Annotated in this window: 20 protein-coding genes; 7 read left to right on the top strand and 13 right to left on the bottom strand. The window is 69.5% G+C overall.

What is annotated here, in order from left to right:
- Nucleotides 1-49 precede the first annotated feature (49 nt).
- The 8 genes from TR48_RS01090 to TR48_RS01055 all read right to left on the bottom strand — a co-directional run bounded on the left by TR48_RS01090 (nucleotide 50) and on the right by TR48_RS01055 (nucleotide 6,695).
- Entirely contained in the window at nucleotides 50-337 is a 288-nt protein-coding gene (locus TR48_RS01090; protein WP_042363931.1) for a metal-sulfur cluster assembly factor, read from the bottom strand.
- 86 nt (nucleotides 338-423) lie between these two features.
- Nucleotides 424-879: a Fe-S cluster assembly sulfur transfer protein SufU gene (sufU, locus tag TR48_RS01085; protein ID WP_042363831.1), complete on the bottom strand. Its 456-nt coding sequence runs from the start codon at nucleotides 877-879 to the stop codon at nucleotides 424-426.
- Nucleotides 880-901: 22 nt separating this feature from the next.
- On the bottom strand, nucleotides 902-2,140 hold the full coding sequence (locus TR48_RS01080; RefSeq protein ID WP_042363830.1) for a cysteine desulfurase: 1,239 nt from the start codon (nucleotides 2,138-2,140) through the stop codon (nucleotides 902-904).
- 14 nt (nucleotides 2,141-2,154) lie between these two features.
- The gene (gene sufC / locus TR48_RS01075; RefSeq protein WP_042363829.1) at nucleotides 2,155-2,919 is read right to left on the bottom strand and encodes a Fe-S cluster assembly ATPase SufC; all 765 of its coding nucleotides are present in this window, start codon (nucleotides 2,917-2,919) and stop codon (nucleotides 2,155-2,157) included.
- Between the two features lie 4 nt (nucleotides 2,920-2,923).
- Complete coding sequence (locus tag TR48_RS01070) at nucleotides 2,924-3,247, bottom strand: non-heme iron oxygenase ferredoxin subunit (protein WP_042363828.1); 324 nt, start codon at nucleotides 3,245-3,247, stop codon at nucleotides 2,924-2,926.
- The gene (gene sufD, locus TR48_RS01065) at nucleotides 3,244-4,458 is read right to left on the bottom strand and encodes a Fe-S cluster assembly protein SufD (protein WP_042363827.1); all 1,215 of its coding nucleotides are present in this window, start codon (nucleotides 4,456-4,458) and stop codon (nucleotides 3,244-3,246) included. Before sufD ends, TR48_RS01070 begins: the two co-directional genes overlap by 4 nt.
- 66 nt (nucleotides 4,459-4,524) lie before the next feature.
- Nucleotides 4,525-5,937: a Fe-S cluster assembly protein SufB gene (gene sufB / locus TR48_RS01060; protein WP_042363826.1), complete on the bottom strand. Its 1,413-nt coding sequence runs from the start codon at nucleotides 5,935-5,937 to the stop codon at nucleotides 4,525-4,527.
- A complete protein-coding gene (locus tag TR48_RS01055; RefSeq protein ID WP_042363930.1) occupies nucleotides 5,934-6,695 on the bottom strand; it encodes a helix-turn-helix transcriptional regulator in 762 nt (253 codons plus the stop codon). Before TR48_RS01055 ends, sufB begins: the two co-directional genes overlap by 4 nt.
- A 143-nt stretch (nucleotides 6,696-6,838) precedes the next feature.
- On the opposite strand from TR48_RS01055, the gene TR48_RS01050 reads away from it, so the two are divergent.
- Both TR48_RS01050 and TR48_RS01045 read left to right on the top strand, forming a co-directional pair.
- Nucleotides 6,839-7,768: an ABC transporter ATP-binding protein gene (locus TR48_RS01050; protein WP_042363825.1), complete on the top strand. Its 930-nt coding sequence runs from the start codon at nucleotides 6,839-6,841 to the stop codon at nucleotides 7,766-7,768.
- A gap of 41 nt (nucleotides 7,769-7,809) precedes the next feature.
- Nucleotides 7,810-8,529: an ABC transporter permease gene (locus TR48_RS01045; RefSeq protein WP_042363929.1), complete on the top strand. Its 720-nt coding sequence runs from the start codon at nucleotides 7,810-7,812 to the stop codon at nucleotides 8,527-8,529.
- A gap of 426 nt (nucleotides 8,530-8,955) precedes the next feature.
- Here the strand turns inward: TR48_RS01045 and TR48_RS41480 are convergent, their stop codons facing one another.
- Genes TR48_RS41480 through TR48_RS01030 form a run of 3 tightly spaced genes read right to left on the bottom strand, consistent with a single transcriptional unit; the run spans nucleotide 8,956 to nucleotide 13,021 of the window.
- On the bottom strand, nucleotides 8,956-10,497 hold the full coding sequence (locus TR48_RS41480) for a glycosyltransferase family 39 protein (RefSeq protein ID WP_052442311.1): 1,542 nt from the start codon (nucleotides 10,495-10,497) through the stop codon (nucleotides 8,956-8,958).
- A gap of 51 nt (nucleotides 10,498-10,548) precedes the next feature.
- Nucleotides 10,549-11,676 carry a glycoside hydrolase family 26 protein gene (locus tag TR48_RS41475; protein WP_152627733.1) on the bottom strand — a complete coding sequence of 376 codons (1,128 nt, stop codon included), beginning with the start codon at nucleotides 11,674-11,676 and terminating at the stop codon, nucleotides 10,549-10,551.
- 25 nt (nucleotides 11,677-11,701) lie between these two features.
- Complete coding sequence (locus TR48_RS01030) at nucleotides 11,702-13,021, bottom strand: glycosyltransferase family 2 protein (RefSeq protein ID WP_042363824.1); 1,320 nt, start codon at nucleotides 13,019-13,021, stop codon at nucleotides 11,702-11,704.
- A gap of 343 nt (nucleotides 13,022-13,364) precedes the next feature.
- Here TR48_RS01030 and TR48_RS01025 point away from each other — a divergent pair, with 343 nt between their 5' ends.
- The 3 genes from TR48_RS01025 (at nucleotide 13,365) to TR48_RS01015 (ending at nucleotide 18,038) form a co-directional block, all read left to right on the top strand.
- Nucleotides 13,365-14,684 carry a UDP-glucose dehydrogenase family protein gene (locus TR48_RS01025; protein WP_042363823.1) on the top strand — a complete coding sequence of 440 codons (1,320 nt, stop codon included), beginning with the start codon at nucleotides 13,365-13,367 and terminating at the stop codon, nucleotides 14,682-14,684.
- Nucleotides 14,685-15,641: 957 nt separating this feature from the next.
- Nucleotides 15,642-16,973 carry a thioester domain-containing protein gene (locus tag TR48_RS01020; protein WP_042363822.1) on the top strand — a complete coding sequence of 444 codons (1,332 nt, stop codon included), beginning with the start codon at nucleotides 15,642-15,644 and terminating at the stop codon, nucleotides 16,971-16,973.
- Between the two features lie 93 nt (nucleotides 16,974-17,066).
- The gene (locus TR48_RS01015; protein WP_042363821.1) at nucleotides 17,067-18,038 is read left to right on the top strand and encodes a COX15/CtaA family protein; all 972 of its coding nucleotides are present in this window, start codon (nucleotides 17,067-17,069) and stop codon (nucleotides 18,036-18,038) included.
- Nucleotides 18,039-18,125: 87 nt separating this feature from the next.
- On the opposite strand, the gene TR48_RS01010 is transcribed toward TR48_RS01015, so the two are convergent.
- Together TR48_RS01010 and TR48_RS01005 are read right to left on the bottom strand one after the other, a co-directional pair.
- Complete coding sequence (locus TR48_RS01010) at nucleotides 18,126-18,452, bottom strand: hypothetical protein (protein WP_152627732.1); 327 nt, start codon at nucleotides 18,450-18,452, stop codon at nucleotides 18,126-18,128.
- Nucleotides 18,453-18,542: 90 nt separating this feature from the next.
- On the bottom strand, nucleotides 18,543-19,484 hold the full coding sequence (locus TR48_RS01005; RefSeq protein ID WP_042363926.1) for a heme o synthase: 942 nt from the start codon (nucleotides 19,482-19,484) through the stop codon (nucleotides 18,543-18,545).
- Between the two features lie 292 nt (nucleotides 19,485-19,776).
- Here TR48_RS01005 and tkt point away from each other — a divergent pair, with 292 nt between their 5' ends.
- Together tkt and tal are read left to right on the top strand one after the other, a co-directional pair.
- The gene (tkt, locus tag TR48_RS01000) at nucleotides 19,777-21,852 is read left to right on the top strand and encodes a transketolase (RefSeq protein ID WP_042363819.1); all 2,076 of its coding nucleotides are present in this window, start codon (nucleotides 19,777-19,779) and stop codon (nucleotides 21,850-21,852) included.
- A 32-nt stretch (nucleotides 21,853-21,884) separates the two neighbouring features.
- Nucleotides 21,885-23,003 (top strand): transaldolase, encoded by a 1,119-nt coding sequence (gene tal / locus TR48_RS00995; RefSeq protein WP_042363818.1) that lies wholly within the window; start codon nucleotides 21,885-21,887, stop codon nucleotides 23,001-23,003.
- Nucleotides 23,004-23,064: the final 61 nt, after the last annotated feature.

The raw sequence follows: 23,064 nt of genomic DNA, 5'->3' as shown, positions 1-23,064 counted from the left end.
GAGCCCCGAAGAGCCCCGCGCCCGTACGGGTACGACCGGTGTGACGACCTCAGACGTTGAAGCCGAGCGCCCGCAGCTGGTCGCGGCCGTCGTCGGTGATCTTGTCCGGGCCCCACGGCGGCATCCAGACCCAGTTGATCCGCAGGTCCTTCACCAGGCCGTCGGTGGCCGTGCGGGCCTGGTCCTCGATGACGTCGGTCAGCGGGCAGGCCGCGGACGTCAGTGTCATGTCGACGGTCGCGACGTCGCCCTCGTCGATGTGGACGCCGTAGATCAGGCCCAGGTTGACGACGTCGATGCCCAGCTCCGGGTCGACGACGTCCATCAGGGCCTCCATCAGGTCGTCGACCGCGACGGAGCCCTTGCTGACGCTCTCGAACGACTCCGCCGACTCGGTGGTCTCGGCGGCAGCCTCGGTCTCGCTCATGCGCTCTCCTTGACGGGCGCTCCGGCCAGGGCCTGCGCCGTGGCGTCCTTCCAGGCCATCCAGCTCAGCAGGGCGCACTTGACGCGCGCCGGGTACTTGGAGACGCCGGCGAACGCGATCGCGTCCTCCAGCACCTCCTCGTCGCCCTCCAGCTGGCCCTTGGACTGCATCAGCTCCAGGAAGGCCTCCTGGATCTGCTGGGCCTCGCCCAGCTCCTTGCCGACCAGCAGGTCGTTCAGCACCGAGGCGCTGGCCTGGCTGATCGAGCACCCCTGTCCTTCGTAGGAGACGTCCTTGAGGACGTTCCCTTCGAGCTTGACCCGCAGCGTGATCTCGTCGCCGCAAGTCGGGTTGACGTGGTGCACCTCGGCGTCGCCGTCGCGCAGGCCACGGCCGTGCGGGTGCTTGTAGTGGTCCAGGATGATGTCCTGGTACATCGAGTCGAGCTTCATCGACCGCCGCTCCCTTTCCGACTTAACCGAAGAAGGCGCGGACGTGGTGCAGCCCGTCGATCAGGGCGTCCACCTCCGCCTCGGTGGAGTACAGATAGAACGACGCCCGCGTGGTCGCCGGAATTCCGTAGCGCAGGCAGACCGGACGCGCGCAGTGGTGGCCGACGCGCACGGCGATGCCCTGCTCGTCCAGCACCTGGCCCACGTCGTGCGGGTGGATGTCGCCCAGGGTGAAGGAGATCGCCGCGGCGCGGTCCTCGGCCGTGGTCGGGCCGATCACCCGCAGGTCCGGGACCTCAGCAAGCCGGCTCAGCGCGTACTCGGTGATCCGGTGCTCGTGGGCCGCGATCGCGTCCATGCCGACGCCGTTCAGGTACTCGATGGCCGCGCCCAGCCCGACCGCCTGCGCGATCGGCGGGGTGCCCGCCTCGAACTTGTGCGGCGCGGGGGCGTAGGTCGAGGACTGCATGGAGACGGTCTCGATCATCTCGCCGCCGCCCAGGAACGGCGGGAGGTCCTCCAGCAGCTCCTGGCGGCCCCACAGGACGCCGATGCCGGTCGGGGCCAGCATCTTGTGCCCGGTGAAGGCGACGAAGTCGGCCTCCAGCGCCTGCACGTCCAGCACCATGTGCGGGGCGGCCTGCGAGGCGTCGATGACGACCAGCGCGCCCACGTCCTGGGCGCGGCGGACGATCGCCTCGACCGGGTTGACGGTGCCCAGGATGTTGGAGACCAGCACGAACGAGACGACCTTGGTCTTCTCGGTGATGATCTCGTCGATGTGGGACAGGTCGAGCCGGCCGTCGTCGGTCAGGCCGAACCACTTCAGCTTCGCGCCGGTGCGCTGCGCCAGCAGCTGCCACGGCACGATGTTGGAGTGGTGCTCCATCTCCGTGATGACGATCTCGGAGTCGGCGTCGACCTTGTACGGCTCCTCGGCCCAGCCGAGCATGTTCGCGACGAGGTTCAGCGACTCGGACGCGTTCTTGGTGAACACGACCTCGTCGCGGCTCGGCGCGTTGATGAAGGACGCGACGGCGTCACGCGCGCCCTCGTACAGCGCCGTGGCCTCCTCCGCGAGCGTGTGCACGCCGCGGTGGACGTTGGCGTTGTGCAGCTCGTAGTAGGCCGTCAGCGCGTCGAGGACCTGCTTGGGCTTCTGCGAGGTGGCCGCGTTGTCCAGGTAGACCAGCGGCTTGCCGTTGGGCAGGATCCGCGACAGGACCGGGAAGTCCTTGCGGATCGCGTCCACGTCCAGCATGCGAGAGGTAGGGATCACTCGGCTGCACCGCCCTTCACGTACTGCTCGTAGCCGTTCTCCTCCAGCTGGTCGGCCAGCTCGGGGCCGCCGGAGGCGACGATCTTGCCGCCGGCGAAGACGTGGACGAAGTCCGGCTTGATGTAGCGCAGGATGCGCGTGTAGTGGGTGATCAGCAGGGTGCCGACATCGCCGGTGGCGCGCACGCGGTTCACGCCCTCGGAGACGATGCGCAGCGCGTCGACGTCGAGACCGGAGTCGGTCTCGTCGAGGATCGCGATCTTCGGCTTGAGCAGCTCCATCTGGAGGATCTCGTGGCGCTTCTTCTCACCGCCGGAGAAGCCCTCGTTGACGTTGCGCTCGGCGAACGCCGGGTCCATCTGGAGGTCGGCCATGGCCTCCTTGACCTCCTTGACCCAGGTGCGGAGCTTGGGGGCCTCGCCGCGGATCGCGGTGGCGGAGGTGCGCAGGAAGTTGGAGACCGAGACGCCGGGGACCTCGACCGGGTACTGCATGGCCAGGAAGACGCCGGCGCGGGCGCGCTCGTCGACGGACATGGCCAGCACGTCCTCGCCGTCCAGCAGCACCTCACCCTTGGTGATGGTGTACTTCGGGTGGCCGGCCAGCGAGTAGGCCAGGGTGGACTTGCCGGAGCCGTTCGGGCCCATGATCGCGTGGGTCTCGCCCTGCTTCACGACCAGGTCGACGCCCTTGAGGATCTCGCGCGGGCCGTTCTCGGCGTCGACGGAGACGTGCAGGTCGCGGATTTCAAGCGTTGCCATGGACTCAGGACTCCTGGGTGACGGAGACGAGCACATCGTCCCCTTCGATCTTTACGGGGTACACGGGGACGGGCCGGGTCGCCGGGAGGCCCGAGGGCTTGCCGGTGCGCAGGTCGAAGCGCGAGCCGTGGAGCCAGCACTCGATCATGCAGTCCTCCACCTCGCCCTCGGACAGCGACACGTTGGCGTGCGAGCAGACGTCGTTGATGGCGAAGACCTCGCCCTCGGCGGAGACGATCGAGACGGCGACGCCGTCGACCTCGACCCGCTTCGGGGTGTCCTCCTCCAGCTCGCTCAGCGCGGCGACGCGCACGAAGCCGGCGGTCATGCGACACCAGCGCCGACGGACGCCTCCAGCTCCGCGTCGATCTTCTCGATCAGACGCTCCTGAAGCTCCGGCAGGCCGATCTGCTGGACCAGCTCGGCGAAGAAGCCGCGGACCACCAGGCGACGGGCCTCGTCGGCCGGGATGCCGCGCGACTGCAGGTAGAAGAGCTGCTCGTCGTCGAAGCGGCCGGTCGCGGAGGCGTGGCCGGCGCCGACGATCTCGCCGGTCTCGATCTCCAGGTTCGGGACCGAGTCGACCCGCGCACCGTCGGTGAGCAGCAGGTTGCGGTTGAGCTCGTAGGTGTCGGTGCCCTCGGCCTCGGCGCGGATCAGCACGTCGCCGATCCAGACCGCGTGCGCGTCCTGGCCCTGCAGCGCGCCCTTGTAGGCGACGTTGGAGCGGCAGTGCGGCGTGTCGTGGTCGACGAAGAGGCGGTGCTCGAGGTGCTGGCCGGCGTCGGCGAAGTACAGGCCGTAGAGCTCGGCCTCGCCGCCGGTGCCGCCGTAGACCACCCGCGGGTGCAGGCGCACGACGTCGCCGCCGAAGGTGACGACGACGGACTTGAAGGTCGCGTCGCGGCCGACCAGCGCGGTGTGCTGGGCGACGTGGACGGCCGTGTCCTCCCAGTCCTGGATCGAGACGACGGTCAGCTTGGCGCCGTCGCCGATCAGGTACTCGACGTTGGCGGCGACCACGGCGTCACCGGTGTGCTCGATCACGACGACGGCCTCGGCGAACGCGCCGATCTCGATCACCTGGTGGCCGTAGCAGACGCCGCCCTGGCCGTGGACGGTGATCCGGATCGGCTCGGTCAGCTGGGTGTCCTTGGGGACGGAGACCAGACCGGCCTCGTCGATGCTGCTGAACGCCTGCGCGGCGACGCGGTCGACCGGCTTGCCGGCCGCGCCCACGCGGGCGTCGTCGCGGTCGACGACGGTGACGAGGACGCCCTCGGGGGCGGTCACGTCGACCTTGACCGCGCCGTCGGTGGCCTCGGCGGTGCCGTCGTGCAGGCCCTTGAGGCGGTGCAGCGGCGTGAAGCGCCAGTTCTCCTCGCGGCCGTGCGGGACCGGGAAATCGTTCACGTCGTAGGACGCGAGGACCTCGGTACGCGCGTCGCCCGGCTGGGCGGAGAACTCGCCGGGCACACCGGCGACCTGGATCGAGCCGGAGGTGGTGGCTCCCCCGGGGGTGGTGGTGACGTCAGCCATGGCTGTCGTGCTACTCGCTTTCTGGAAAGGAATTCGTGGCAGAGCGGTGGGGCGTCGGGCCGGACGTCAGCCGACAGCGCCCTCCATCTGCAGCTCGATCAGCCGGTTGAGCTCCAGCGCGTACTCCATCGGCAGCTCCTTGGCGATCGGCTCCACGAAGCCGCGGACGATCATCGCCATCGCCTCGAACTCCGTCAGGCCGCGGCTCATCAGGTAGAAGAGCTGGTCCTCGGAGACCTTGGAGACCGTCGCCTCGTGACCCATGGAGACGTCGTCCTCGCGGACGTCGACGTACGGGTAGGTGTCGGAGCGGGAGATCGTGTCCACCAGCAGGGCGTCGCAGAGCACGTTGGACTTGGCGCCCTTGGAGCCCTCGCCGATCTCGATCAGGCCGCGGTAGGAGGTGCGGCCGCCGCCTCGCGCCACCGACTTGGAGACGATGTTGGAGGAGGTGTTGGGCGCCATGTGCACCATCTTGGCGCCGGCGTCCTGGTGCTGGCCCTCGCCCGCGAACGCGATGGAGAGCGTCTCGCCCTTGGCGTGCTCGCCCATCAGGTACACGGCCGGGTACTTCATGGTGACCTTGGAACCGATGTTGCCGTCGATCCACTCCATGGTCGCGCCCTCGTACGCCACGGCGCGCTTGGTGACCAGGTTGTAGACGTTGTTCGACCAGTTCTGGATCGTCGTGTAGCGGCAGCGGCCGCCCTTCTTGACGATGATCTCGACGACGGCGCTGTGCAGCGAGTCCGAGGAGTAGATCGGGGCGGTGCAGCCCTCGACGTAGTGGACGTAGGCGTCCTCGTCGACGATGATCAGCGTCCGCTCGAACTGGCCCATGTTCTCGGTGTTGATCCGGAAGTAGGCCTGCAGCGGGATCTCGACGTGCACGCCCTTCGGCACGTAGATGAACGATCCGCCGGACCACACGGCCGTGTTCAGCGAGGCGAACTTGTTGTCGCCGACCGGGATGACCGTGCCGAAGTACTCCTGGAAGAGCTCCGGGTGCTCCTTGAGCGCGGTGTCGGTGTCCAGGAAGATGACGCCCTGCTCCTCCAGGTCCTCGCGGATCTGGTGGTAGACGACCTCCGACTCGTACTGCGCGGCGACGCCGGCGACCAGGCGCTGCTTCTCCGCCTCCGGGATGCCGAGCTTGTCGTAGGTGTTCTTGATGTCCTCGGGCAGGTCCTCCCAGGACTCCGCCTGCTTCTCCGTGGAGCGCACGAAGTACTTGATGTTGTCGAAGTCGATGCCGGTGAGGTCGGAGCCCCAGGTCGGCATGGGCTTCTTGTCGAAGAGCTTCAGGCCCTTGAGGCGGAGCTTCAGCATCCACTCGGGCTCGTTCTTCTTCGCCGAGATGTCCCGGACGACGTCCTCGTTCAGACCTCGCTTGGCAGCCGCGCCGGCCGCGTCGGAGTCGGCCCAGCCGTACTCGTACTTGCCCAGGCCTTCGAGCTCCGGGTGAGCGGTGGTGGTCATGCGGGGTTCCTCCCGGATGCGGCGGTTGCGTCGTTCGTAGCGGTGGTCTCGATGGGTTTCTCGTGGTGCGGCGGCGGGGCCGCGCGCGGCACGAAGGTGGTGCAGACCCCGTCGCCGTGGGCGATGGTGGCCAGCCGTTGCACGTGGGTGCCGAGCAGCTGCGAGAAGAGCTCGGTCTCGGCCTCGCAGAACTGCGGGAACTGCTCGGCGATGTGCGCGACCGGGCAGTGGTGCTGGCAGAGCTGCTCCCCGAGCGGCGCGCTGCGCACCGTGGCAGCGTAGCCGTCCGCGGTCAGCGCGCCCGCCAGGGCCTGGGCCTTGGCCTCGGCGTCCTCGCAGCCGCCCAGGGCGGCGGCGTAGCGCTCGGCGTCGCGTGCGAGCCGCGCGCGGGCGAAGGCGGCGAGCGCCTCCTTGCCCCTCTCGCCCCCGCCGACGGCCTGCGCGAGGAAGCCGAGAGCGTCGGCGGCGAGCTGGTCGTACGCCTGGTAGAACGTGTTGCGGCCGGAATCCGTCAGCAGGAACACCCGGGCGGGGCGGCCGCGGCCGCGGTGGCCGTACACCTTCTGCTCGCGCGAGGTCACCAGGCCTGCGGCGGTCAACGCGTCGAGGTGCCTGCGGACGGCGGCCTGGGTCAGGCCGAGGCGCTCCGCGAGGTCGGCGGCGCTGGACGGGCCGTGGTCGAGGATGGACCGGGCCACACGGTCGCGCGACGACGTAGCGGGGGCGGTCGCATCGACCGCCTCGCGTCCCTCCGCCATCTCGCGCACGTTTTTCACAACACCATTGTTGCGTAATTCCTTCCGGACGAACAAGCGGCGCTGGTCGGCGGGGAAAGTGCACTCCGTCACTAAGGGTTACCTAATCTGCTGGGCGCGGCCCAACGGTTCGTAGACTCGTCCGCATGCATGACCACGCCCCCGCCGTAGAGATTCGGGGCCTCATCAAGCGCTACGGCGCCAAGACCGCCGTCGACGGGCTGGACCTGACCGTCGGCCGTGGCAGCCTGACCGCCGTGCTGGGCCCCAACGGCGCGGGGAAGACCACGACCATCGAGACCTGCGAGGGTTACCGGCGTCCCGACGCTGGGACGGTGCGCGTGCTCGGGCTCGACCCGGTGGCCCAGGCATCGGAGCTGAAGCCCCGGATCGGCGTGATGCTCCAGTCGGGTGGCGTGTACCCCGGCGCGCGGGCGATGGAGATGCTGCGGCACACGGCCGCCCTGCACGCGAACCCCCTCGACGTCGACGAGCTCGCCGAGCGCCTCGGCCTCGGCTCCTGCGGGCGGACCGTCTACCGGCGCCTCTCCGGCGGCCAGCAGCAGCGTCTCTCGCTCGCCATGGCCGTCGTCGGACGGCCCGAGCTGGTCTTCCTGGACGAGCCCACCGCCGGGCTCGACCCGCAGGCCAGACGGGCGACCTGGGACCTGGTCCGCGACCTGCGCCGCGACGGCGTCAGCATCGTGCTCACCACACACCACATGGACGAGGCCGAGCAGCTCGCCGACGACGTCGCCATCGTCGACGGCGGCAAGGTCATCGCGCAGGGCAGCCCGGAGCAGCTCTGCCGCGGCGGCGCCGCGAACACCCTGCGCTTCCAGGGCCGCTCCGGCCTGGACCTCGGCGCGCTGCTGAAGGCGCTGCCGGACGGCTCCTCCGCCGCCGAGCTGACGCCCGGCAGCTACCTCATCGAGGGGCCGGTCGACCCGCAGCTGCTCGCCACGGTGACCAGCTGGTGCGCCCAGGCCGGCGTGCTCCCGGAGAACCTCTCGGTCGAGCGCCGCACCCTCGAAGACGTCTTCCTCGAACTCACCGGACGGGATCTGCGCTCGTGACGACCTACGCCCCCGCTCCGGGCGCGGCCCCGCTGGGCCGCATGCTGCGCGCGCAGACCGCGCTGGAGACCAGGCTGCTGCTGCGCAACGGCGAGCAGCTGCTGCTCACCGTGGTCATCCCGAGCGTGCTGCTGCTCCTGTTCAGCGCCGTGGACATCGTGTCCACCACCGGTCCGGGCAAGCGCGTCGACTTCCTCGCGCCGGGCCTGCTGGCGCTGGCCGTGATGTCCACCGCCTTCACTGGCCAGGCCATCGCGACGGGCTTCGAGCGCCGCTACGGCGTCCTCAAGCGCCTCGGCGCGAGCCCGCTGCCGCGCTGGGCGCTCATGACCGCGAAGACCGGCAGCGTGCTCGTCACCGAGGTGCTCCAGGTCGTCCTGCTGACCGTCATCGCCCTGGCCCTCGGCTGGAGCCCGCAGGGCAACCCCTTGGCGGTCCTGCTGCTGCTCGTCGCCGGCACCGCCGCCTTCTCCGGCCTCGGCCTGCTCATGGCCGGGACCCTGAAGGCCGAGGCGACCCTCGCCGCGGCCAATCTGGTCTTCATCCTGCTGCTGCTGGCCGGCGGCGTGATCGTGCCGCTGTCGAAGTTCCCCTCCGCCGTCCGCCCGGTGCTGGAGGCGCTGCCCATCAGCGCGCTGTCGGACGGCCTGCGCTCCGTCCTCCAGCAGGGCGCGGCGATGCCGTGGGGAGACCTCGGCATCCTCGCCGTCTGGGCCGTACTAGGTCTCGCCGCCGCGGCGCGCTTCTTCCGCTGGGAGTAGCGGGGCCGCGACGGCAAAAGCCGTGCTCACGTCATATGGAACCGCGTTGACGGCCCGTGCGGTCGAAGCTGACGGCTTACGAGCGCGGGGCCTTCACGGCTGTCTTCAGTTGTCCCGGATCCTGGGCGAGTTGCCGTGAGCGGGCTCTGGACGGCATTCCGTGCCGTACCGCTTCCGGACCGCCCACGCTTGGAGCCGGGGTGGTTGAGCGGCACCGGGTTCCTCCCGCATCGGCTTTCCGTCTGCCGCGGAGCTGGCACCTCGTCCCTGGAGCGAGAGTGTCCGCCTGTTGCCATTCGCACCGTATAGGTCCGCTCGGTGGTTCCGACCTGCGACGGAATGGTGGTCAGATGCGGCACCACTCGCTCCGGGTGCTGCGGTGAAGCTGGAGTCGTCGCTGTGGATGTCGCCGTCCGTGCTCTTCGGCTATGCGGATCGCGGGATCAGCAGCAGGACCCGCAGAGAGGCGAACTCCTTGGCCTCCTTCACGCGGTAGTGCGTGGCGAGCAGGTCGCGGACCGAAGCCGGCATCTGGTCGAAGCTGTGGCCCTTCGGCGCCGTGGAGAAGAGCCAGATTCGCAGGTAGGGCTGGGCGCAGACGGCGGGCACCTGGCAGGTTGCGGGGTCGAAGGTGCCGAGTGATTGGGCGCTGCGGCCTGCGAAGACGTCGTGTGGCGCTGCAGGGTTGCGCCACATTTGGTAGGAGAGCGCGAGTACGCCTTCGCGGTAGCCGTTGATTGCGACGCCGTCTCCGGGACGGCTTTGCCGCATGGTCCAGGTGGCTGCGCGCTGCCAGTCGGGCTCCCCGGGCAGTGGGTTCGCGCGCACGGCGGCGAAAGCGCCGAGTGTGACGAGGGCCAGGGCAAGCGCGGCCGCCGCGGCGGCGAGGGGTTCACGCCAGGGCGCCGTGCCGGGCAGTTTGCGGATGAGAACGCAGACCGCCGCGCCGGCCAGCAGGGCCCAGGCTGGCAGGGTGAAGATGAGGTAGCGGTTGAGGAAGAGGTCGAGTGTGCTTCGCGTGGCGTAGAGGACGAGCGGAGGCAGTGCCGCCCAGCACAGGACGACGGTCGTGCGGGCGCGTACCAGGAGTACGCCGAGCAGGCCGATAGCGATCACGGTCCAGCCGGCGGGGGTGGAGCGGAAGAGCTGGCCCGGTAGGGCGGCCAGGGTCATGTTCGTCTGCTCGAGCCAGGCGATCTGCTGCGATTGCGCGTGTCCGAACCAGATCAGCGGTAGCACGGGCAGGATGCCGGCGGCCACGCTGGCGGCCCAGGGCAGCAGGCGCGGTCTGCCGCCGGGGCTCCGCTCGATGAGGAGGGCGACGAAGTGCGCGGCCAGGACCGTGAGGGTCACCAGGTGGGCCAGTCCCATGGCGGTCACCAGTGCCGCGTAGCCGGTCCACCGGCCGAGACAGGGCTGGTCGATCGCGCGGTAGAGAAGCAGTGTCGCCGCCACTGCAGCCAGCACGGCGAATGCGTAGGGGCGGGCTTCCTGCGCGTACCGGCTGGTCATGGGAATGACCGCGAAGAGCAGACCTGCGGCCAGGCCGACCCGGGCGTCGAACAGGCGGCGCCCGAGCGGAACCAGTAGGCCTGCGGCGGTGGCCATCGCGAGCACCGACGGGAGGCGCATCGCGGTGGGCGAGTCGCCGAAGGCTCCGATCCACAGGTGCATCGCCGCGTAGTACGGAGCGAGGACGATGTCGACGTGGCTGAGCAGGCGCCCTAGGTCACTCCAGGAGAGCGAGGCCGCCCACCACGAGGCGTACTCGTCCTCCCACGGCTGGCGACCGCCGATGCCGTACAGGCCCATGCCCAGCATCAGCAGCACCGGCGGCAGCCAGTGACGTGCGGTGAGCCGCGCGGTTCCCGCCGACTGACCCGCCCGCTGCCCAGGCGTCGGCTGGTCTGCCGGTTCGGCGGGCAAGCCGTCTTTGACCTCGTGCTCCCAGGGGTGGGTTCCGGTCACCGAAGGGGACTTCCTCTCGTTGCTGCTGCCTGCCGCCACATTCGCCGCAGACTACGGGAGGGGGGCGGTCGTGGTGGGGGGGACGAGCCTGGTCCGGTCGGCGGCGACTCCGGCGCGGAAAGCGCGCAGGCTCGCCGCGGTCGCGTCGAAGCGCCAGTCGGCGGTGCCACCGGATGCGCGGTCTCTCTCGAACCAGATGAAGCCGATGATGTCCGGGTTCGACGGGAGCCAGTGGAAGAAGTTCGTGATCCACCGCGTTTTGAGCGCGGGGACGGCGCCGGTCTCGGTGATGACGATCGGCTTGTGGGTGATCGCGCACAGCTGCCGCAGGGTCGGCCCGAAAGTGGCCTGAGCCGTGTCCTCGTTGCCGTAGCCGACCAGGCCCACCCAGTCGACATAAGCGTCGCCCGGGTAAAGGGGAGCCAGCTTGACCTTCGGCGTCGGCCGGACGATGTTCGGGCTCCAGACCCAGATCACGTTAGTGGCGCCGGCCTTGACGAACAGGTCGTGCACGTGACGCCAGGCCTTGACGTAGTCACCAGGCCGGTTGCCGTTCAACTGCTCCGACCACGGGTACCAGGTGCCGTTCATCTCGTGGGCGAAGCGCAGCACCACGGGCATCTTCGCTGCCGCGACCGCGCGCGCGAAGCGCTGGATGTAGGGGTCGAAGGCGCCATCGGCGATCCGGGCCAGCCGGTACTTCGGCTGGTCGGTGTCGAAGGTCAGCGTGCTCTTGGCGCCGCTTCGAGTGTCCTGGCTCTGCCAGGGCTCCCAGCTCAGCACGGGTACCGTGCCGTGTCGGTAGGCGGCGGCGACAGCGGCCGGGTCGTAGTTGTCGGTCCACTTGACGAAGTATTCGGTCATGGAGGGCCGGGCACCGGTCTCCTCGGCCACCTTGGCCACTTCCGCGCCGGACCAGGGTGCGCTCGGGGTGGCCACGCCGTAGTAGATCCCGGTGGGATTGAGCAGTTGGCTCATGGTCGGGATGACGGGAGGTGTGGGCTTGGCGGCGTGACGCGACGCGGTCGAGCCCACGGTGGCCGCGTCGGCGGACTGGTCGCCCGAGGCTTGGTGGGTCACCGCCGTCGTGACCAGGTAGCACAGCACGGTGAGTGCGGTCAGGTTGACGACCATCCACAGCCGCAGCCGCACTCCTGTGCCGCGCCGCCACCAGGCCATGCTTCTGCGATGTGTGGTGCCGGGGTCAGACACTCATCATCACCGAGCCGAACAGCATCAGACCTCCCAGCAGGTAAGGGACGACCACCAAGGGACTGTGCGTGCGCTCGCCGGCGAAGCTGTCGGCACGAGTGCCCCAACCCGCGTTGTGGGCGCAGCGGAAGAAGCCCACCAGGCGGACGGGAAGCAGCAAGAAGGTGTTGATCAGCATGAACAGCGGGAGGAACACCATGTCCTGGGGCCGGTAGGCGAAGTGGCGGCCGAAACGCACAGCGATCGAGATCAGGGACATCAACGCGGCGAGGCCGATGATGCTGGCCATCGCCATCCACGGGGTGTGCGGCAGGGGGAGTTCGCTGTACAGGACGGGGCGGGAGCGGCGGAAGAACGCGGCGATCCAGGAGGCGAAGGTTCCCAGCAGCACGAACGGCACGGCGATGTCGCTGACATAGAACAGGCCCAGCATCCGAGCGTTTCCTGCCATCCACGGCAGCATGCGCAAGGTGTTGTACTGCGAGCCGCGGGCCCAGCGGTATTGCTGCTTGACCAGCTTCTTCAGCTGCAGCGGGGCGTCGGTGTAGACCAGCGAGGTGGACTGGTAGACCGTCTTGTACCCGGCCTTGAGAGTGTAGTTGGTGAGCGTTCGGTCATCGCTCACCTCCAGGAAGACGCCGAGGAACTTCTCGTTGAGGAATGCGTCCATGCAGTCGAAGAGGATCGAGCTGCGGAAGGCGATGGTGCGGCCGGGCAGGCAGCCGACCGTGCCGAGGGCGCTCATGGCCGGCATCGAGTACTGGCAGCGCACACTTTCCAGCCAGTCGGCCCAGCGGGTGAGCACCGACCGGCTCGGCTGCAGGATGCGCTGGCGGGTGGTCACCCCGCCGACCTCGGGGTCCCGGAACGGCTTGACCAGCTCGGAGAGCGTGTTCGGGGTCCACACGGTGTCGGAGTCGACCAGCACCGCGATCTCACCGCTGGACATTTCCAGGCCCACCTTGAGCGCGTTGCGCTTGCCGGGGATCTCGGTCCAGACCCACCCGACACCCATGTCGTCGCAGATGCTCTCCAGCGTGGGGTTCTGTGGGCCGTTGATGACCACGATGATCTCCGTCGGCTGCTGTGCACGGATGCGCGCCAGCACGTCCCGGAACAGATCCTCGGGCTCGTCGACTACCGGGATGATGACCGAGGTGGTCACCTCGAAGGGCCGCAGCCACGGGCGGTAGCGGCGTGCAAGGGCGATCCGGACGATCCAGAGCAGCCAGATCGTGGCCATGAACGCGGCAAACGGATAGACCGTCCCCTTGAGCCACCACTGACGGCATTCCAGCAAGAAAGCCAGCACGTGCTATCACCCGATCGCCGACGCACCGGGGCCTTGGGGCCCTCGGCAAGATGTGTGCAGGCGCACCGATTTGACGCTGGGCGCGCTCGTGTTCAGCCGCCGCCAGTCGATCAAGCAGCACTGTGGGGCTGATGCTAACCAGCCGAGCGATCGGACGATCTAGCGCATGTCGGACAAATGCTGACGGTATGGGAGTCTGGTTATTCATTTGTGATGACTATGTGTTGGCTTGCTTTCAACTTCTGCGTATCTACTGCCAGGATCTCCTTCGGCCTGCCGCAGTTCACTCGTCGGCCGCCGCCTGGCCAACTACGACCCGACACAGTTCTGAGGAGTACGCAGCGTGAGACTCACCGTCATCGGCACCGGCTACCTGGGTGCCACCCACGCCGCGTGCATGGCCGAACTCGGCCACGAGGTCCTCGGCCTGGACGTCGACCCTGACAAGATCGCTGCGCTGCAGGCCGGCCAGGTCCCTTTCTACGAGCCTGGCTTGGACGAACTGGTCGCCACCCACATCCGCTCTGGCCGACTGCGCTTCACCTCGTCCTACGCAGAGGCCGCCGACTTCGGCGAGGTGCACTTCTCCTGCGTCGGCACCCCGCAGAAGGCCGGGGAGCAGGCCGCGGACCTCAGCTACGTCGACGCTGTGATCGAGGGCCTGGGCCCCCACTTGCGCCAGCCGGCCCTCGTGGTCGGCAAGTCGACGGTGCCGGTCGGCACCGCCGAACGCCTCGCCCGTCGCCTGGCCACAATTGCGCCAGCCGGCGACGAGGCCAGGCTCGCATGGAACCCCGAGTTCCTGCGCGAGGGGTTCGCCATCGAAGACACACTCCGCCCCGACCGACTCGTCATCGGCGTACCGGCCCCCGGCGATCCAGCCGAGGAACTGCTGCGCCAGGTCTACGCCCCGCTGCTGGCCGCCGGCACCCCCCTGATCAGCACCGACTTCCCGACCGCAGAACTCGTGAAAGCCTCCGCCAACGCGTTTCTGGCCACCAAGATCTCGTTCATCAACGCCATGGCCGAGATGTGCGAGGCATCGGGAGCGGATGTCACCCAGCTGTCCGCGGCCCTCTCCTACGATCCGCGCATCGGCGGCCGCTTCCTGAACGCCGGCCTCGGGTTCGGCGGCGGGTGCCTGCCCAAGGACATCCGCGCGTTCATGGCCCGCGCCGACGAACTCGGCGCGGACCAGGCGCTCACTTTCCTGCGAGAGGTCGACGCCATCAACCTGCGTCGCCGCGACCGGATGGTGGAGCTCGCCCGTGAGCAGTGCGGCGGCGAACTGCCGGGCCGCCGCGTAGCAGTATGGGGCGCGGCGTTCAAACCAAACTCGGACGACATCCGGGACTCGCCCGCGCTCCACGTGGCCGCGCGGCTGCACCAACTCGGCGCCCAGGTCAGCGTCTACGACCCCAAGGCGATGGACCACGCACGCAAGGCATTCCCCGAACTCGACTACGGCTACTCCGCGATCGACGTGGCGCAGGATGCGGATGTCATCCTGCACCTGACCGAATGGACCGAATTCGCCCAGATCGAACCGCAGCACCTCGCCCACGTGGTGGCACAGCGCCGGATCGTCGACGGCCGCAACACGCTCGACCCGCATCTCTGGCGTGACGCCGACTGGACCTACCGGGCACTCGGGCGTCCTTAACTGACCGTTTCAGAATGAGTTGAGCGCGGGGCACGGACGCGGCCGGACGGCGCACCTAGTCCGATGCCTGCCTGCAGGTGCCGCTGCCGGCGCACCTGACACCAGCCCCAGCTGGGCCAGCCCCGTCCCCGCCCCCGCCGACTCCCCGGCTACCACCGCCACCCTCCCTGGCCGTGGCGTCCAGCACCGCACACGCCCGCCGGATGCGCCCGGATCCTGGCGGTCCGCGCCACTGCAGGACTCCCCCATCCGGGGAAGCCACGCCGACAGAAAGCGCGCCGCGGCCATGACGTCCGTTTCGCAGGGCCCCCGACCGGACGTGCACTGCCACTTCCCTCGACCCATAGCGACCTCTTCTCCCGACCCCTGAAACGCAACGTGCCCCACCGCATCATCAGCGGGAGGCACGCAGGTGGAACAGTGGGCTGAGCGGCATGGCGGCCTTCCGGCATCCGGATCGAGAGTCATCCTTGCCGCGCCCGGCTCCGAACTGACGGTCCGCTTCACCGCTACTCATCGTGACGTGACCGACCCGGCGCAGCAGAACCGCAAAGTACTGCTGCCAACCGCAAACTACGGCTTCCAGTCACACACAGGCGCACCACCGCGAACCTGGAACGTAAGGAAGGTGTGAACGAAGTGTCAACGTTCTGCGGTCACAATCGTCAGCCGATGTCCCATTTGCCCGGAAGGATTGAGTCCATTTGTTATCTGCGACGGCCTGACCGGCCGTCGGATCGAGCCGGTTTCGACAGGCATGTAACAGTCCCTCAGAAAACCCGCCGAACCGGTCGCACAGCTACCGGAGAGTCACTACGATCCCGCCATCACCGAGAGCGCTGTGACGTCCCAGCCGCATCCCGCCGGATTTGACATGTCCAAGAGCATCCCGGGCATGGGCGCGGACGCGCGCCGCCGGCGCCTCGGTCCGCGCAAGGGGAGAGGGCACGTAACAACATGTTGGGATTCTCGGCCCGAGGACGGGCGGTCCGCGTCGCAGCGGGCCTGCTGACCACGGGGGTCTTCGCGATCGGTTCGACGCTGGCGGTCGCCGGCACGGCGCTCGCGGACCAGAACGGCGGCGCCACGGCGACGCTCGGCGACTTCCTGCACGCCGGCCGGATCGATGTCGACGGCGGCGTCGCCTACGGCGGCACGGTCGCCCTGCAGGACGGCGGCCAGCAGCTCGCCGTCTACTGCATCGACCTCCACCACGACACGCACGACGGCGTGCAGTACCAGGAGACCGGCTGGGCCCAGTCGACGCTCTCGCAGAACCCGGACCGCGGCAAGATCCAGTGGATCCTGCAGCACTCCTTCCCGGTGGTCTCCGCCGCGACGCTGGCCGGCGACATCGGCGCGTCCGGCCTGACGGACGATCAGGCCGCCGCCGCGACCCAGGCCGCGATCTGGCACTACTCCGACCACGTGGACGCGCAGCCGGAGAACGGGACCGCCGCCCAGCTCACCGCCTGGCTGGAGCAGCACGCCCAGGACACCGCCGAGCCGGCCCCCTCGCTCGCCCTCTCCCCCGCCTCCGTCGCCGGCCGTGGCGGCCTGCTCGGCCCGGTGACCGTCGCCACCAGCGGCTCCTCCGTGGACGTCTCGCTCACCGGCCCGTCCGGCGTGCGGCTGGTCGACGCCGCCGGCAAGCCGGTCACCAGCGCCGTGAACGGCGAGAAGCTCTACGTCGACGTCCCCAAGGGCACGGCGGCCGGCTCCGCCGAGGTGGACGCGTCGACCACCACCGCCCTCCCGGTCGGCCGCGCCTTCAAGGCCGTCGACGGCTCGAGCCAGACGATGATCCTCGCGGGCACCGCCCCGGTCTCGGTCAAGGCCGCGGCGCAGGCGCGGTGGGCCCCGCAGGGTCCGGTCCCGGCGGCCAACGCCACGCAGGACTGCAAGCAGGGCGGCGTCGACATCACCCTGACCAACGGCGGCGACCAGCCGTGGACCGCCAGGGTCGGCGCCCTCACCGAGACCGTCGCGCCGGGCGCGACCAAGACCGTGCTGGTCAAGGAGAAGGAGGGGCAGAAGTACACGATCACCGTGACCGGCCCGAACTTCACCCGGACCTTCACCGGCGCGCTGACCTGTCAGCCCACCGGCGGCAGCCACCTGCCGTCGCCGACGCCGACCCCGTCGGCCTCGTCCTCGCAGCCGCCGCTGGCCGAGACCGGCGCCAGCAGCGCGACCCCGGTGATCGCCGGCATCGGCGCGGGCCTGGTCGTGGTCGGCGGCGCGGCCGTCTTCCTGCTCCGCAAGCGCCGCGGCAACCACTCGGCCTGACGCGCCCTCGGTGTGACGCGCCCCACGGAGCCTGACGTCGGCTTTCGTGGGACGCGTCACCCCGGGCAAAGAACGAGAATTCGGGCACCTACGATGGACGTCGTGCGTACCCCCTTCTCCTACCTCGCCGAGCGGGTGACCGTGCCGGACCAGTGGGTCCGCCGCGCGGCGCTGGCCACGCTGGTGTGCAGCGTGCTGATCATCGTGACGGGCGGCGCGGTCCGCCTCACGGGCTCGGGCCTCGGCTGCCCGACCTGGCCGACCTGCACCTCGACGACGCTCGCCCCGACGTCCGCGATGGGCGTCCACGGCGTCATCGAGTTCAGCAACCGCATGCTGACCGACGTCATCTGCGTCGTCGTCGGCCTGGCGATCCTGGCCTCGCGCTGCGCCAAGCCGTGGCGCAAGGAGGTCACGCGCCTCGGCTGGTACCAGTTCTGGATCATCGTCGGCGACGCGGTCGTCGGCGGGATCACGGTGCTGACGCACCTGAACCCCTACGTGGTCTCCTGCCACTTCCTGCTGTCGATGCTGCAGATCCTCGCCTCGCTGGCGATGTGGCAGCGCACCCGCGAGGGCGACGGCGAGCCGGTCCGCACGGTCGGCCGCCCGATCATCCATCTCTCGCGCCTCACCGTCGCGATGACGGCCCTGCTGATCGCCGCCGGCACCCTGGTCACCGGCTCCGGTCCGCACCCGGGCGACAGCAGCGACGTGAAGCGGATGCCGTTCAACTGGGACAAGATCACCCAGTTCCACGCCGACTTCGCCTTCGTCTCGGTGGGCCTGGCCGCCGCCATGATCTTCGTCCTGATGGCCGTGGACGCGCCCGCGGCCCCGCGCCGCATCGCCAGGGGCTTCCTCGCCGTCCTGCTGGCGCAGGGCGCGCTGGGCTTCGTCCAGTACCTCACCCACGTGCCGGAGCTGCTGGTCGGCATCCACATGCTGGGCGCGGCCCTGTGCTGGGTCGCGGTCCTGCGCCTGCACCTCTCGCTGCGCGTGCGGCCCGAGGTCGGCTCCCTGGACCGACCGGCCGACATCGAGGCGCTGGTGGCTACCGCCTGACCCGCGCACGCACCCCTATGACGGAGCCCCCGGCCAGTGGCCGGGGGCTCCGTCATAGGCGGGAGAGCGGGAGAGCGGGAGAGTCGCTCAGATCTGGATGCCCGCCATCCGCTTCCACTCGTACGCGCCGGTCTTGACCTTCAGGCCCAGCTCGCCCTCGAAGCTGTCGTGCTTGGTGACGCCCGAGAGCTCCACCGCGCGCTCCGCGACGGCCATGGACGGCGCGACCTGGTCGCCCCACTGGCCGTCGGCGCCCACCAGGGCGATCCGGGTCGCGATCTTGCCGACGTACTCGACGACGCCGTCCGCGCTGCCACCGTGCGCGGCGGCGAAGGCCTTGACGTTCTTGGCGATGCGCTGCGCGCGCTTCTCGTCCCGGGGAGAGAGGACGGCGGTGGTCTCTTCGGTGGTCATAGACAGCAGATTACTCAGGGGTAGACGCAGAAACGACCGGACCCCGATGTGCAGTAACGCACACCGGGGTCCGGTCCGAATCCGATCCGACTACTTCAGGAACGGGTCGATTGCGATCTCGACGAACAGCAGCGTCAGATAGGTGATCGACCAGTGGAACAGCCGCATTTCCTTGAGCTTCGCGCCCACGATCCCGGACTTGGCCCGGGACAGCAGGCCGTGCGCCTCCTTGAGCCACAGCGCGCCCAGCAGCACCGCGGTGACCGGGTAGACCACGCTGGTGTGGCCCAGCGGCCACAGCGTCAGCGACACCGCGACCATGACCCAGCTGTAGGCGACGATCTGCTTGGCCACGGCCTCGTTCGTGGCGAGGACGGGCAGCATCGGCACGCCGGCGTTCGCGTAGTCGTCCTTGACCTTCATCGACAGCGGCCAGTAGTGCGGCGGGGTCCAGAAGAAGATGACGAGGAAGAGCACGACCGGCGGCCAAGCCAGCGAGTCGGTGACGGCGGACCAGCCGATGAAGACCGGCATGCAGCCGGCGATCCCGCCCCAGACGATGTTCTGCGCCGTGCGGCGCTTGAGGCCCATCGTGTAGACGACGACGTAGAAGAGGAGCGCCGCCAGCGACAGCGCCGCGCTCAGCGGGTTGACCAGGGCCCAGAACCACAGGGTCGAGCCGACCGCGAGCGCGACGCCGAAGACCAGGGCCTCACGCGGGGAGACCATGCCGGTGACCAGCGGGCGCCGCTCGGTGCGGGTCATCAGCGCGTCGATGTCGCGGTCGATGTACATGTTGAGCGCGTTGGCGCCCCCCGCGGACAGATAGCCGCCGACGACGACCTCCAGCACCAGCAGCAGGTCGGGAACTCCGCGCTGCGCCAGGAACATCACCGGAACGGTGGTGATCAGCAGCAGCTCGATGATCCGCGGCTTGGTCAGTGCGATGAAGGCCCCGAGGCGGGCCGTCAGCGGCCTATGCCCGGGGGTCCCCTCGACCAGACCGGCCGGACGGGATTCGACGGCGGTCACGAACACCCCTGGTTGATGAAGCTCAGCAGTACCACGCCACCTTAGACGCTCCATATCTCCGCTATTGCGGCGGGGGGCCGTGTCGGGCCAAACGCCGTGTTCAGCAGGGTGAACACGGAGCGAACAGCGCTCGCGCCCCGTAACCGGTCTGCCATGTTCAGCGGGAACGCACGCATCCATCAGCGGTAGGCTCGCGTCTGTAAAGAGGGTCAACGCACTGTGACAAGTAACCGCCGCCGTTGTCGGACTTGGCGCGAGTCGGAAGACGTTACGGAAGGAGCCCTGATTCAGGGTGAGCACGACGCCGAGTAACACCTTCGAATGGACCGAACTCGACCAGCGCGCGGTGGACACCGTGCGCGTTCTGGCGGCGGACGCGGTCCAGAAGGTCGGAAACGGTCACCCCGGCACGGCGATGAGCCTGGCCCCCGCCGCGTACCTGATCTACCAGCGCTTTCTGCGCCACGACCCGGCGGACGCGCAGTGGGTCGGCCGTGACCGCTTCGTGCTGTCGCCCGGCCACACCTCGCTCACGCTCTACATCCAGCTCTACCTCTCCGGCTACGGCCTGTCCCTGGAAGACCTGGAGGCCTTCCGCACCTGGGGCTCGCTGACGCCGGGTCACCCCGAGCACGGCCACACCGTCGGCGTCGAGACCACCACCGGCCCGCTGGGCCAGGGTGTCGGCAACGCGGTCGGCATGGCCATGGCCAGCCGCTACGAGCGCGGCCTGTTCGATCCGGAGGCGCCCCAGGGCGCGTCCCCGTTCGACCAGACCATCTGGGCGATCGTCTCGGACGGCGACCTGGAGGAGGGCATCTCCTCCGAGGCCTCCTCGCTGGCCGGCCACCAGAAGCTGGGCAACCTCGTCTTCCTCTACGACGACAACCACATCTCCATCGAGGGCGACACCGAGACCGCGTTCTCCGAGGACGTCCTCAAGCGCTACGAGGCGTACGGCTGGCACATCCAGCGCATCGAGCCGGCCGAGTCCGGCGACATCGACGTCAAGGCCCTGAACGACGCGCTGACCGCCGCCAAGAACGAGACCGGCAAGCCGTCCATCATCGCGATGCGCACGATCATCGCCTGGCCGGCCCCGACCAAGCAGAACACCGAGGCCGCCCACGGTTCCGCGCTCGGCGCGGACGAGGTCGCCGCCACCAAGCGGGTCCTCGGCTTCGACCCGGAGAAGTCCTTCGTCGTCGAGCCGGAGGTGCTCGCGCATGCCCGCAAGGTCGGCGAGCGCGGCGCCGAGGCCCACGCCGAGTGGGAGAAGCAGCTGGCCGACTGGCGCACCGCCAACCCGGAGCGTGCCGCCCTGTTCGACCGTGTCCAGGCCGGCGCGCTGCCGGAGGGCTGGGAGCAGTCCGTCCCCGCCTTCGAGGTCGGCTCCTCCATCGCCACCCGCGCCGCCTCCGGCAAGGTGCTGCAGGGTCTGGGCAAGGTGCTGCCGGAGCTGTGGGGCGGCTCGGCCGACCTGGCCGGCTCGAACAACACCACCATCGACGCCTCCTCGTCCTTCCTCCCGGTCGGCAACCCGCTGCCGGAGGCGAGCCCGTACGGCCGCACGATCCACTTCGGCATCCGCGAGCACGCCATGGGCTCGGCGATGAACGGCATCGCGCTGCACGGGAACACCCGCGTCTACGGCGGCACGTTCCTGACGTTCTCGGACTACATGCGCGGTGCGGTCCGCCTGGCCGCGCTGATGAAGCTGCCGGTCACCTACGTCTGGACGCACGACTCCATCGGCCTCGGCGAGGACGGCCCGACCCACCAGCCGGTCGAGCACATGGCCGCGCTGCGCGCGATCCCGGGCCTGAACATGGTCCGTCCGGCCGACGCCAACGAGACCGCGGTGGCGTGGGAGGAGATCACCCGCCGCCACACCGCCGCCCCGGCCCCGCACGGCCTGGCGCTGACCCGCCAGGGCGTCCCCACCTACGCCCGCAACGAGGACGCGGCCAAGGGCGGCTACGTCCACACCGAGGCCGAGGGCGGCGCGCCTCAGGTGATCCTCATCGGCACCGGCTCCGAGCTCCAGCTCGCCGTCGCGGCCCGCGAGACCCTGCAGGCCGAGGGCATCCCGACCCGCGTGGTCTCGATGCCGTCGGTGGAGTGGTTCGACGAGCAGACGAAGGAGTACCGCGACAGCGTGCTCCCCTCGTCGGTCAAGGCGCGCGTGGCGGTCGAGGCCGGTATCGCGCTGACCTGGCACCGCTTCGTCGGCGACGCCGGTCGCATCGTCTCCCTGGAGCACTTCGGCGCCAGCGCCGACGCCAAGGTGCTCTTCCGCGAGTTCGGCTTCACCGCCGAGCACGTGGTCGCCGCCGCGAAGGAATCTCTCGCGGCCGCCGGTCGCTGAACCGTACGTATCGCAGAGGAAAGAGCTTCATCATGACTGACTCCCTGGCGCGCCTCAGCGACGAAGGCGTGGCGATCTGGCTGGACGACCTGTCCCGCAAGCGGCTCACCTCCGGCAACCTCGCCGAGCTGGTCCGCGACAAGCACGTGGTGGGCGTGACCACCAACCCGTCGATCTTCCAGAAGGCGATCGGCGCCGGCGACGGCTACGAGGCCCAGCTGGCCGATCTGGCCGTGCGCGGCGTCACCGTCGACGAGGCCGTGCGGATGATGACCTCCGCCGACGTCCGCGACGCGGCCGACGTGCTGCGCCCGGTCTACGACGCGAGCAACGGCCGCGACGGCCGGGTCTCCATCGAGGTGGACCCGCGTCTGGCGCACGAGACGGCGCCGACCATCGCCGAGGCCAAGCAGCTGTGGTGGCTGGTCGACCGTCCGAACACCTTCATCAAGATCCCGGCCACCGTGGCCGGCCTGCCGGCCATCAGCGCGGTGCTGGGCGAGGGCATCAGCGTCAACGTCACGCTGATCTTCTCGCTGGAGCGCTACAAGGCCGTCATGGACGCCTTCCTGACCGGCCTGGAGCAGGCCAAGGCCAACGGCCACGACCTCTCCACGATCGAGTCGGTCGCCTCCTTCTTCGTCTCCCGCGTGGACACGGAGATCGACAAGCGCCTGACGAAGATCGGCACCGAGGAGGCGCTGGCCCTCAAGGGGAAGGCGGCCATCGCCAACGCCCGCCTGGCCTACCAGGCCTACGAGGAGGTGTTCAGCAGCGACCGCTGGAAGGCGCTGGCCGCCGCCGGCGCCAAGCCGCAGCGTCCGCTGTGGGCCTCCACCGGGGTCAAGGACCCGAACTACGACGACACCATGTACGTCGTGGACCTGGTCGCCCCGGGCACGGTCAACACCATGCCGGAGGCCACCCTCGACGCCGTCGCCGACCACGGCGTGATCAGCGGCGACACGGTGACCCCGAACTACGGCGACGCCAAGGCCGTGCTGGACAAGGTCGCCGCCCTCGGCATCTCCTACGACGACGTCGTCCAGGTCCTGGAGGACGAGGGCGTGGAGAAGTTCGAGATCTCCTGGAAGGAGCTGCTGGAGACGGTGCAGCAGTCCCTCGACGCGAAGGGTGGCGCGACGAAGTGACCGACCCCGCAGCGGTGTCCGACGACCCCGTCCTGGACGACGGGGCGCCGGAGAACTTCGG

This window comes from Streptacidiphilus neutrinimicus (genome assembly GCF_000787815.1).
In the GTDB taxonomy this organism is placed as follows: Bacteria; Actinomycetota; Actinomycetes; order Streptomycetales; family Streptomycetaceae; genus Streptacidiphilus; species Streptacidiphilus neutrinimicus.
Note: the sequence above shows the minus strand (reverse complement) of the source record. Positions and strands in the feature narration are given on the sequence as shown.